The 11,305-nt window shown below is 34.9% G+C and carries 11 protein-coding genes and 1 pseudogene; 9 read left to right on the forward strand and 3 right to left on the reverse strand.

Annotated elements, in window-relative coordinates:
• Window positions 1–87 precede the first annotated feature (87 nt).
• Entirely contained in the window at window positions 88–720 is a 633-nt protein-coding gene (gene hisG / locus ACN4EE_RS19755) for an ATP phosphoribosyltransferase (protein ID WP_431708221.1), read from the forward strand.
• A gap of 55 nt (window positions 721–775) precedes the next feature.
• On the opposite strand, the gene alr is transcribed toward hisG, so the two are convergent.
• On the reverse strand, window positions 776–1,915 hold the full coding sequence (gene alr, locus ACN4EE_RS19760) for an alanine racemase (protein ID WP_431708212.1): 1,140 nt from the start codon (window positions 1,913–1,915) through the stop codon (window positions 776–778).
• Window positions 1,916–2,503: 588 nt separating this feature from the next.
• Between alr and ACN4EE_RS19765 the strand changes: the two genes are divergently transcribed.
• Both ACN4EE_RS19765 and ACN4EE_RS19770 read left to right on the forward strand, forming a co-directional pair.
• Complete coding sequence (locus tag ACN4EE_RS19765; RefSeq protein ID WP_431708213.1) at window positions 2,504–3,784, forward strand: AAA-like domain-containing protein; 1,281 nt, start codon at window positions 2,504–2,506, stop codon at window positions 3,782–3,784.
• On the forward strand, window positions 3,777–5,600 hold the full coding sequence (locus ACN4EE_RS19770; protein ID WP_431708214.1) for a WD40 domain-containing protein: 1,824 nt from the start codon (window positions 3,777–3,779) through the stop codon (window positions 5,598–5,600). Before ACN4EE_RS19765 ends, ACN4EE_RS19770 begins: the two co-directional genes overlap by 8 nt.
• Window positions 5,601–5,658: 58 nt before the next feature.
• Here the strand turns inward: ACN4EE_RS19770 and atpC are convergent, their stop codons facing one another.
• The gene (atpC, locus tag ACN4EE_RS19775) at window positions 5,659–6,060 is read right to left on the reverse strand and encodes an ATP synthase F1 subunit epsilon (RefSeq protein WP_431708215.1); all 402 of its coding nucleotides are present in this window, start codon (window positions 6,058–6,060) and stop codon (window positions 5,659–5,661) included.
• A gap of 198 nt (window positions 6,061–6,258) precedes the next feature.
• The gene (gene atpD / locus ACN4EE_RS19780; protein ID WP_431708216.1) at window positions 6,259–7,707 is read right to left on the reverse strand and encodes a F0F1 ATP synthase subunit beta; all 1,449 of its coding nucleotides are present in this window, start codon (window positions 7,705–7,707) and stop codon (window positions 6,259–6,261) included.
• Between the two features lie 256 nt (window positions 7,708–7,963).
• Between atpD and ACN4EE_RS19785 the strand changes: the two genes are divergently transcribed.
• From ACN4EE_RS19785 to ACN4EE_RS19810, 6 genes and pseudogenes are all read left to right on the forward strand, one after another.
• Window positions 7,964–8,140 carry a (2Fe-2S)-binding protein gene (locus ACN4EE_RS19785; RefSeq protein ID WP_431708217.1) on the forward strand — a complete coding sequence of 59 codons (177 nt, stop codon included), beginning with the start codon at window positions 7,964–7,966 and terminating at the stop codon, window positions 8,138–8,140.
• Window positions 8,141–8,568: 428 nt separating this feature from the next.
• On the forward strand, window positions 8,569–9,633 hold the full coding sequence (gene rfbB, locus ACN4EE_RS19790) for a dTDP-glucose 4,6-dehydratase (protein WP_431708218.1): 1,065 nt from the start codon (window positions 8,569–8,571) through the stop codon (window positions 9,631–9,633).
• Window positions 9,634–9,738: 105 nt separating this feature from the next.
• The gene (locus tag ACN4EE_RS19795; protein WP_431708219.1) at window positions 9,739–10,197 is read left to right on the forward strand and encodes a nitrate reductase associated protein; all 459 of its coding nucleotides are present in this window, start codon (window positions 9,739–9,741) and stop codon (window positions 10,195–10,197) included.
• 290 nt (window positions 10,198–10,487) lie between these two features.
• Entirely contained in the window at window positions 10,488–10,862 is a 375-nt protein-coding gene (locus ACN4EE_RS19800) for an AbrB family transcriptional regulator (RefSeq protein ID WP_431708220.1), read from the forward strand.
• 140 nt (window positions 10,863–11,002) lie between these two features.
• Window positions 11,003–11,125, forward strand: a pseudogene (locus tag ACN4EE_RS19805) (IS607 family transposase); the annotation flags it as partial.
• Between the two features lies 1 nt (window position 11,126).
• Window positions 11,127–11,243: a hypothetical protein gene (locus ACN4EE_RS19810; RefSeq protein WP_431708222.1), complete on the forward strand. Its 117-nt coding sequence runs from the start codon at window positions 11,127–11,129 to the stop codon at window positions 11,241–11,243.
• Window positions 11,244–11,305 lie beyond the last annotated feature (62 nt).

Genomic DNA, 11,305 nt, shown 5'->3' on the forward strand with positions numbered 1-11,305 from the left:
ACTATCCACTATCCACTATCCACTATCCACTATCCACTATCCACTATCCACTATCCACTATCCACTATCCACTATCCACTATCAATTATGTTAACCATCGCATTACCTAAAGGCGCTCTTTTAAAAGAAAGTATTGAATTATGTCAACAAGTTGGACTAGATTTTAGCTTATTTTTGTCATCTAGTAATCGTCAACTACAAATAGAAGATACAACGGGGGTAGCAAAAGCCTTGTTAGTTAGGGCGCAAGATGTGCCTGTTTATGTGGAATATGGTCAAGCTCATTTAGGGATTGTGGGGTATGATGTTTTAAAGGAAAAAAAGGCAGATGTCGCTAATGTTGCCGATTTAGGTTTTGGTTATTGTCGGATGTCGGTGGCTGTGCCTGAAAACAGCCCCTATCGTAGTTCGATCGAGCTACCTGCCCATGGTATTGTGGCTTCTAAGTTTGTTAACTGTGCTAAGGATTATTTTCGATCGTTGGACTTACCTGTGGAGATTGTACCACTTTATGGTTCGGTGGAATTAGGTCCCATTACGGGAATGTCAGAAGCGATTGTAGATTTAGTTTCTACGGGGAAAACCTTAAGGGAAAACGGCTTAATCGAAATTGATGTTTTATTCGAGAGTAGTGCCTATCTGGTGGCAAATCCTCTGACTTATCGTCTCAATACCTATAATCTTAATCAGTGGGTGCAAAAATTATCCTCTTTTTTGTGAATATAGTGTGCCTAAACCATTGATTTTAATAACCTTTTGATTTATTCAGCAAACCCTAAATAACTACCCTTGGTAAACGATGTTTAAAACTACACAAAATTTCCCAAGAAATAGTCCCGATCGAACTTGCCCAATCATCAGCAGTTACCTCTAAATCGCCTTCTTTACCTAGTAAAGTAACAACTTCTCCTACTTCTAAATCAGAAAAATTTGAGACATTTAACATTAATTGATCCATCGTAATATTACCGATTTGTTGAGCAAATTTACCTCGAATTATTACCTTCATTTTATTAGATAATAAACGGGGAATACCGTCAGCATATCCTATTCCTACGACAGCAATTGTTGTGCTTCGATCGCACTTAAAAGTATGTCCGTAACTTACTCCAGTGCCGGGGGATAAGGTTTTAATTTGTGTAATACGGGCTTTGACTTCAAGGGCAGGTTGTAACTTCACTTTATCCTTGAGATGGGGTGCAGGAGAAATACCATATAGAGCTAAACCCACTCTTACCATATCATAATGTAAGGTTCGATCGAGCAAAGTACCAGCAGAGTTAGCTAAATGTAAACGAGGAATTTTGATTCCACTGGCTTTTAAGGCGGAGATAGCCTCCTCAAAACGAGAATGTTGTAGTTTCGTGACACTGGTATCTACATCATCAGCAGTGGCTAAATGGGAGTAAATACTAGCTAGTTGTAATTGAGGGAATTGTTGAATATATTGAACAAAATCCACTGCATTATGCCAATGAGTGCCAAGCCGTGACATTCCCGTATCAAGTTTCAGATGTACGGGTAAAGTAGCGTTGAGTTGTGCTAAGGTTTCCACAAAAATGGAAGCCTGATGAGGAGTGCATAATGTCGGCTCTAGGTTATATTCTACTATGTCCTTGACCTGTTCGATCGAATTAATCGCCCCTAAAATCATAATGGGTACTACGATACCAGCTTCTCGTAATTCAATGCCTTCAGGTAGAGTAGCAATCGCTAAAGAGTCCACCCCTGATTGTAAAATAGTTTGTGCCACTTTTACCGCCCCATGACCATAGGCATCGGCTTTAATCACCGCCATTAACTGAGTGTGAGGGTTAAGCAAACTCTTTAAGGCTTGGACATTATTAATTAAGGCTTGATGATTAATGTTAACCCATGCCCGTTGTTGTTGATATTCAGTAGAAAAATGATTCACGATGAGAAGTAATGAGAAATAGATATTTTACCTAACAGTTAATTCTGTCATTGCAAGGCGCTTCAGGTTGCGAGATACGAAGCAATCTTAATTAATAATTAATCTTGATTTTATCTTAATGATGCTCATTGGATCAAGTTTTCACTACAAAATAATCAGTTAATTAAAAGGAATCAAAATTAATAGTTAAAGGAAAGGAGATTTTTTAATAAAATATTTTGCTAAAAAATTAATTATTAATTGTATTTAATATTTTTTGTTGAATTTTTTGACTATATTTATCATAGCAATAAATGCTATAGCGATCATTAATTTTTATTAAGGCAATAATCCCAAATTTTACTTTATTTATCCGAAAAACAGCTTTAATTTCTCTTAATATTTTTGATTGAGTTTTTCTATGCAGTATATAAGACTTACGATTGTTATATTAAATTTTATAACTAAAATTATTAAGTCTCGAATGAATAATAATCCATATTTTCTTAATATTTAAAAAATGTTAGGTAAATCTATATTTTCACAGATGACGTGATCGATCGAATTAGTTTATCATAATAGAGGGGATAAATTTAAAAATGCTTCATTATGTATCAAATTGGTGGTAGTTTAGCGAAAGATTCTCCTATTTATGTCGAAAGAAAAGCTGATATAGAGCTTTACGAAGCATTGCAACGAGGGGATTTTTGCTATGTACTTAATAGCCGACAAATGGGAAAATCATCTTTATTAGTGAGGACTCGTTATAAGTTACAACAACAAGGGTTCAAGTGTACGAGCATCGATTTAACGGTTATTGGTAGTGAAAATATTACCCCCTTACAGTTTTATAAGGGAATTATCGCTGATTTGTGTCGAGGTTTTAAATTATTAGGTAAATTTAATCTTAAAAATTGGTGGGATAATCAAGGAGATTTATCTTTAATTCAAAAACTTAATTTTTTTATTGAAGATGTTTTATTTGTTCAATTTCCTACGGAAAAAATTTTTATTTTTATTGATGAAATTGATAGTATTTTAAGTTTGCCTTTTAGTGGCGATGATTTATTTGCTTTTATTCGTTTTTGTTATAATCAAAGAGCTATTAATCCTCAATACGATCGACTTATTTTTGCAGTTTTTGGGGTTGCTACTCCTTCGGATTTAATTAACGATCGAAATAGGACACCATTTAATATAGGTAAATCGATCGAATTAACGGGTTTTAATTTATCAGAAACTAAACCATTAATGAAGGGATTACAACTAGAAAAAGGCAATGCAAAAGTTATCATTGAAGAAATTTTAAAATGGACTAATGGACAACCCTTTTTAACGCAAAAAATTTGTCAATTATTAGTTAATCATAGTCAAGATACTGTCAGTGGAAAATTAATAATTCCTTCGGGTAATGAGTCTTTTTGGGTAGAAAATATTGTTAAAAATAAAATCATTGATAAATGGCAAGTAAATGATCAACCACAACATTTAAAAACGATTCGAGATCGCATTTTATATAATCAGAAAAATTTAGGTAATTTATTAGAAATATATCAACAAATTTTATTGGGAAAACCAGTATTTATTAATAATACTAGAGAACAAATAGATTTAATGTTATCGGGATTAGTTATTAATCAAAATAGTCAATTATTGGTCAAAAATAAGATTTATGAGGAGATTTTTAACTTAGCATGGATTGAAAGACAATTAAATAGAATACGTCCTTATTCACAAACTTTACAAGCATGGATTGAATCAGGAAAACAAGATGAATCTCGCTTATTAAGAGGAAAAGCATTAAAAGATGCTCAAAATTGGTGTAAGGGTAAAAGTTTAGCACAATTAGACTATGAATATTTAACTTATAGTGAAAAGTACGATGATTGAAGATATTGTTTTTAGCGATGAAGGTACATTGATTCTTGCTGTTAGCAGAGACAATATTATTAAAATCTGGAATCCACAGGGTAAATTATTAAAAGACATCATCGATAACGATCGAGAATCCGTGTTGAGATCGATCGCAATTAGTAAAGATAATCGCTTTATTATTACAGCTAATTCTTCGGGAGTTGTCAAAATATGGACAATGGAAGGCACTTTAAAAAGAAGTTTTACAGCTCATTCTAAAAAGATTTATTCCCTTAATTTTCATCCTAAAAATAACATAATAGCTACCGCTAGTGAAGATAATACTGCCAAAATTTGGACATTAGAAGGTAAATTAATTACTACTTTAAAAGGTCATAATGATCAGGTTAGACGAGTAAAATTCAGCCCTGATGGCAAATTAATTGCTACGACAAGTTTTGATAGTACTATTAAACTATGGAACATCGAAGGTAAACTTCTGGACATCTATACAGGGCATAAAGGAGAAATCGATAGTATTGATTTTAGCCCTGATAGTAAATTTATCGTTTCGGGAGGACAAGACAACTTCGTTAGATTATGGTCGATTGATCGATCCGAAGGTAAGATTATTGGCAAACATGATAATAATATTATGGCTGTCGCTTTTCATCCTCAAAAAAATATTATTGTTTCCGTTGGTTGGGATAAAATCATTCGACTATGGACAATGAAAGGGCAACAAATTGCTATGCTGAAGGATCAGAAACACCCCATTAGATCGATCGCCTTTAGCCCCGATGGAGAAATCCTAGCATCTGGTAGTTATGAAGGAGATATAAGATTGTGGCAACTCAAAAATAATCTCGTGAGGAGGTTTAATGAGCATAAAAAATCGATTATTTCTCTTGCTTTTAGTCCTGATAGTCAATCTTTAGCCTCTAGTAGTTGGAGTGACGAAAATAATGTTATGGTGTGGGATATGGAAGGTAATTTGTTACAAAATCTTAAAAGTCATAATGCACCCGTTATCAATGTTATTTTCAGTCCAGACGGTGAAAAAATAGTTACCTCCAGCAAAAATAATGTGATTAAATTTTGGAATCGCCAAGGTGAATTAATTAGTACTTTTACCGATCATGAAGATGCAATTTATGGCTTAGAATTTAGCTCTGATGGTGAAAAATTAATTTCCTCTAGTAATGATAGTATCCTCAAAATTAGAGAAAAAGACGGCACTGTCATCAAAACTCATCAAAACCCCACAGGAATTTATTATTTAGCTTTCAATGCTGAAAATAATTTAATTGCCACGACTAATGATTCTGGTAAAGCTATCAATATAATTGATTTGGATGGTAATATTGTTAAAACTTTAATGGGGCATGAAAAAAGTGTTTGGGGCTTGGATTGGAGTGCCGATGGTACATTTATCGCCTCTGGTAGTCCAGATAATACGGTGAGGCTATGGTTTCTCGATTCAGAAAAACTTGAACTTACTAAAACTATTACTTTAGAAGGGCATAACGCTACTGTCAATAAAGTTGCTATTAGCCCTGATAGTCAAATCATTGCCTCCGCAGGGTGGGATCAAACCGTGAAACTGTGGGATAGAAAAGGAAAATTGTTGAAAACTTTAGCAGGACATCAAGATCATGTCACCAGTGTGATATTTAGCCCTGATGGTAAATGGTTAGCCTCTGGAGATAATGAAGGTACAATTATTCTGTGGAATTTATCAGAGGTAATTACCTTAAATGATTTAGAATATGCTTGTGATTGGGTTAAAGATTATCTTCATCATAGTTTAGATGTAGAGGAGATCGATCGAACCCTTTGCGATGAAAAATAACTTTCTTTTAATCATTACTCATTACTTATTACTCATTACTCATTACTTATTACTAATCTTAACTAGCCGCTTGTAATCTAGCTTTGGCTTTTTTCAATCCCTGAGTGGCTTTCATTTGTTTAGCTCGATCGCCACTTGCCGTTGCTTGTTCGAGGGTTTTTTGGGCTTCTGCTACAGCGTTTTGTGCTGATTCCTTATCGATCGAATCTCCTAATTCAGCGCCATTAACAAGGATTTTTACCTCATTTTGTTCCACTTCCGCAAAACCGCCCATGATTGCGATCGATTTCCATTCCTTATCAGAACGAACTCGCAATACACCAATATCAAGATTAGTTAATAAAGGAGCATGATCCGTTAAGATTCCCAACTGTCCACTACCACTAGGCAAAATCACCTCTTGAGCAGTTTCATCCCAAACAGTCTTATCAGGAGTAATTACTCTTACCGTTAAAGTCATAATTCAAAAAAAAGATTCTATATCAATAATTTTATAAGGTTCGTAGTAAATGTTTAGAGGGTTAAAGTCCTTACTACGAAATAAATATAGCAGTTTTAAATCTTGTGTGAGAAATTCAAACTAAGTTCCCCCTTTGTTTAAGGGGGGTTAGGGGGGATCATATTCTCATGATTTATCGAAGATTGCTATATCGAGGTTTTAGCCTTTGAGTTTTTCGCCTTTAGCAATTACTTCATCAATGTTTCCTACCATATAGAAAGCCTGTTCTGGTAAGCTGTCTAACTCACCCGAAAGAATTTTTTGGAATCCTTTAATGGTGTCAGCTAAAGTAACATATTTACCAGGGCTTCCAGTGAATACTTCTGCTACGAAGAAAGGTTGAGATAAGAAACGCTCAATTTTACGAGCTCTGTCCACTACTAAACGATCTTCTTCAGATAATTCATCTAAACCAAGAATCGCAATAATGTCTTGTAACTCTTTATAGCGTTGTAAAGTTGACTGTACAGCACGAGCGGTGTTATAGTGTTCTTCACCTACGATGCTAGGTTGTAACATGGTGCTAGTAGAATCAAGGGGATCAACCGCAGGATAAATACCTTTAGAAGCTAAACCACGAGACAATACGGTAGTACCGTCTAAGTGAGCAAAGGTAGTCGCAGGAGCAGGATCGGTTAAGTCATCCGCAGGTACATATACCGCTTGAATAGAGGTGATAGAACCTTCTTTAGTGGAGGTAATACGCTCTTGTAAGTCACCCACATCAGTACCGAGGGTGGGCTGATAACCTACCGCAGAGGGCATTCTACCTAATAACGCAGATACTTCAGAACCCGCTTGAACGAAACGGAAGATATTATCAATAAAGAGTAATACGTCTTGTTTGTTAACATCACGGAAGTATTCAGCCATGGTTAACGCCGATAAACCAACGCGCATTCTAGCTCCGGGGGGTTCGTTCATTTGTCCGTAAACAAGAGCTATTTTGGAGTTTTCAGGGTTTTCAGAGTCAATTACTTTAGACTCGATCATTTCGTTGTAAAGGTCATTTCCTTCACGGGTACGCTCACCTACACCACCAAATACAGATACTCCACCGTGTTGAATAGCGATGTTGTTGATAAGTTCCATCATAATAACGGTTTTACCTACACCAGCACCACCAAATAAACCGATTTTACCGCCTTGACGATAGGGGGTTAATAAGTCCACAACTTTGATACCCGTTTCAAATACGGTAGGCTTAGTATCTAAATCGGTGAAAGCAGGAGCTTTACGGTGAATGGGAGAAGTTTCACTGGTGTTAACAGGACCTTTTTCGTCCACAGGTTCACCTAAAACGTTAAAAATACGTCCTAAAGTAGCTTTACCAACGGGTACGCTGATAGGTGCTCCTAAATCAACAATTCTCATGCCTCTGACTAAACCATCGGTAGTAGTCATAGATACTGCACGAACTTGATTGTCACCTAAAAGCTGTTGTACTTCACAGGTAACAGAAACTTCTTGTCCTGCTTCGTTAGTACCTTCTACACGAATAGCGTTATAAATACGGGGAAGACTGCCACTAGGAAATTCAGCATCAACCACCGGTCCGATTACTTGAACAATTTTACCAACGTTTGTTTTTTCTTGTACTGCAACCATGCTGATTTAATGTTAATTTACTTTCGTAAATGTTAATTTATAATAAAATTTGCCACTTTCAAGATTATCATGGACTGGATCAATTTATGATCTCAATTTTCGTTCATTCGATCGATTTAGCCTAGATTTCATCTCGAATTGAGGTTAGGTTCGCATTTTTTCTGAAAATTCCTTGACATTACTCTAAGAATAATGATATTATTTCTCAATAATCATAAGAATAATTTTAAATTAGTAAAAACATAATAAGTTATTTATGTACGTCTGTATTTGTAAAGGAATAACTGAAAAAGACATTCATCAAGCGGTAGAGCAAGGAATTTCTTCCTTAGAAAAACTTTGTGAAGTGACTTCTGTTTCTAAAGATTGTGGTTGTTGTGCTGATCATGCTTGTAAAGTTTTGCAAGAAGCGGTTCGATCGTCTATTAAATAGGTAGTAAAATTAATTGAATATTTAGGGTTTGCTGAATAAATCGGAAAGCCATTAAAGTCAAGGGATTGAGATTCTTTCGCTACGCACACTTATTGACAGAATATCCTTATTGATGCGTAAGTCCTAATCTGTATTTTGTTTAATTATATAACGCATTAAAACCTTGATTTTTTGATAGTTTAACCTGACACCCCTTCGGCTACCTATTCTCGTCACTTATGCTTTTTCAGCCATCCCTACTGACGACAAAAATGATAATGATTCTTGGGCTTTTAATATGATAAATTATTGATGAAGCTAGGAAAAAAGTAAGAGGAAAAAGTAATGGTATCTTCTATATTTTTTCTAAATATTTATCCCTAAACAGGATAATAAGATCGAACTCTTACTATATAATGGTTATCAATTTTTGGAGAAGTTTAATTAGCATGAAGAAAAACATATTAGTTACTGGGGGTGCAGGGTTTATTGGCTCAAATTTTGTTAATTATTGGGCGGAAAATCATCCTCAAGATAACATTATTGTTTTAGATGCCCTCACCTATGCTGGAAATCTTGATAATTTAGCCTATCTTCAAGATAAGCCTAATTTTTCCTTTATTCACGGAGATATTTGCCATCGAACCCTTGTGGATAATATCCTAGAGAAAGAGAATATCACTACTATTGCCCATTTTGCCGCAGAATCCCATGTCGATCGATCTATTCTAAACCCGAATGCTTTTATTCAAACCAATGTCATTGGCACATTTACTCTTTTAGAGAGTTTTCGTCATCATTGGCAAGTACAAAATCAACCACCAGAGTATCGATTCCTACACGTTTCCACCGATGAAGTCTATGGCAGTTTAGAAATGGAAGCCCCAGCCTTCACCGAAACAACTCCTTATGCACCCAATAGCCCTTACTCTGCCTCCAAAGCGGGGAGTGATCATTTAGCAAGGGCATACTATCATACCTATAACCTACCAACAATTATTACTAACTGTTCCAATAATTATGGTGCGTATCACTTTCCCGAAAAACTCATTCCTCTGATGTGTATTAATATCCTCTTAGGTAAACCCCTCCCTATTTATGGCGATGGGCAAAACATTCGAGATTGGTTGTATGTTAAAGATCATTGTACCGCCTTAGATGCGGTTTTACATAAAGGAAAAACAGGTGAAACCTATAATGTCGGGGGGAATAACGAAGTTAAAAACCTTGACTTGGTGAAACTAATTTGTCAAATTATGGATGAAATAGAGCCGAATCTTCCTATTAAACCATCTTCTCAATTAATAACATTTGTTAAAGACAGAGCCGGTCACGATCGACGTTATGCTATCAATAGTAGTAAACTGCAAAAAGAATTAAATTGGCAACCATCAGCAACCCTTGAAACAGGATTAAGAGAAACCCTCCAATGGTACGTTAATAACCGTCAATGGTGGCAACCTTTATTATCGGAAAACTATCAAAATTACTATCAACAAGTGTATGAAGAATAAAATAAGCAGTAGGGTGAGGAGGACTCACCAGAACTACTGCTATTTAGTGAATAGTGAATAACGAATAGTTAAATATCATTATAGCAGATAAATAAAAATAGATCAATGACACAATTTTTTAAGTTTGAAGAAGATTTTGTTGCCTCCCTGCGTTGCATTCCCATGATTGTCAGATTTAAACTAGATACTTGTGGAATAAAATTAAAACTTCATCACTGGCATCAATTTAATCAATTAGAAAAAGAAACTTTAATATATAAACCCTGTGAAACCACGATACAAATATCGGAGTATCGTCAATATTTGCGGAATTTAGTTTATGAAAAAACGGGAGAATATCCGAAAGACTTAGATATAGACATCAATCCTCCATGGATTAATATAGACTCTATCCCCGTTAATATACAAGCAAAAGCTCAAGAATTTGATTTTAAGTTAACATTGTCACAATGGCAAACTCTACAACCCTTACAAAGATTTGCTTTAATAAAATTAAGTCGCCCTAGCCATGAAAACAATAATTTTTTACCTGCTTTAAAAGAATTTGATTTATTTAGGAATTAGGAATGAAAATAAGAGACAGGTAGAAGAGAGAGAGGCAAGAGAGGGAGAGTGGCAGGAAATAATTATATTTTTGAGTGGGAAAGGGTTTAATGTATTAAACTCCTACATTCTTAATTCTTAATTCTTAATTACTCTTATTTTCTGTAATGAAAGATTAAGTTTAGAAAAAAAAGTGAAATTTGTACCTATTAGTATATGATGGTTAATGAACAAAAACTAAATAACTATTTTGTATTTTTACTCAAAATAGCTCAAATAGATAGTTTAAATATTTAGGAAAATAGACGTAAATGGCAAACAAAAAACAACAACCCTTGACAGGAAAAGAGTTACTCAAAGCTGTTAAAAAATTGGGCAATGTTTCTAGAGAAGAAAAAGCGATTGAATGTGGCTATTATAATTTGACTGATAATGGTCAAAAAAGAGTTAGCATGGTAAAATTTCTTAACGCTTTAATAGAAGCCGAAGGAATCAATCTCGATAACGAAACTACTATGGATACTAAAAAAAGAGGCAGAAGTGCTAATTTTCGTATTAATGTACAGTCTAATGGTAATCTTTCGATCGGTAAAGCCTATACTGATAAAATGGGTTTAAAACCGGGGGATGAATTTGAAGTTGTTTTAGGCAGAAAAAATATTCATCTTCGTCAACTCACTGAATAATTTATCTTGACAAGATAAAATAGGCATTCACGGAAAAAGCAGAAGAGAATTAAGCTATAGCTTTGATTTTTTCCGTTAAACATTCTTTAACATTAGATAAGCTATTCTAATTGATTGTTTCTCTTTTGCTAACCCTGACTGAACGAGAAATGGTGGAAGACATTTTGGCAATCCTTCACGTCTTCTCTTGCCGATTCTACGGATTGCGAAAGTACAAACAGCAAATCAAAGAAGATTCGAGTTTATCCTCAGAAGGAACTTAGAATCGTTGGGAGGCAATGGTTATCAGCTTCTCGCTATTGCTACAACAAAGCAATGGCAATACTTAGCTTAAACGGCGAGAAGCCCCACACTTTGTTTTCGAGTAAAAAAAATAATTAAAACAAGTGTGGGATGAATCGCCAGTGACGTGATAAAATAACTATAGGTTAACCACCTCAACC

The sequence above is a fragment of the Geminocystis sp. CENA526 genome, assembly GCF_050753365.1.
GTDB lineage: Bacteria > Cyanobacteriota > Cyanobacteriia > Cyanobacteriales > Cyanobacteriaceae > Geminocystis.

What these genes read in the sequence shown, in the direction of transcription:
- hisG (WP_431708221.1), top strand. Translation starts at nt 88, where the DNA reads ATGTTAACCATCGCATTACCTAAAGGCGCTCTTTTAAAAGAAAGTATT.
- ACN4EE_RS19765 (WP_431708213.1), top strand. Translation starts at nt 2,504, where the DNA reads ATGTATCAAATTGGTGGTAGTTTAGCGAAAGATTCTCCTATTTATGTC.
- ACN4EE_RS19770 (WP_431708214.1), top strand. Translation starts at nt 3,777, where the DNA reads ATGATTGAAGATATTGTTTTTAGCGATGAAGGTACATTGATTCTTGCT.
- atpC (WP_431708215.1), bottom strand. Translation starts at nt 6,060, where the DNA reads ATGACTTTAACGGTAAGAGTAATTACTCCTGATAAGACTGTTTGGGAT.
- atpD (WP_431708216.1), bottom strand. Translation starts at nt 7,707, where the DNA reads ATGGTTGCAGTACAAGAAAAAACAAACGTTGGTAAAATTGTTCAAGTA.
- ACN4EE_RS19785 (WP_431708217.1), top strand. Translation starts at nt 7,964, where the DNA reads ATGTACGTCTGTATTTGTAAAGGAATAACTGAAAAAGACATTCATCAA.
- rfbB (WP_431708218.1), top strand. Translation starts at nt 8,569, where the DNA reads ATGAAGAAAAACATATTAGTTACTGGGGGTGCAGGGTTTATTGGCTCA.
- ACN4EE_RS19795 (WP_431708219.1), top strand. Translation starts at nt 9,739, where the DNA reads ATGACACAATTTTTTAAGTTTGAAGAAGATTTTGTTGCCTCCCTGCGT.
- ACN4EE_RS19800 (WP_431708220.1), top strand. Translation starts at nt 10,488, where the DNA reads ATGGCAAACAAAAAACAACAACCCTTGACAGGAAAAGAGTTACTCAAA.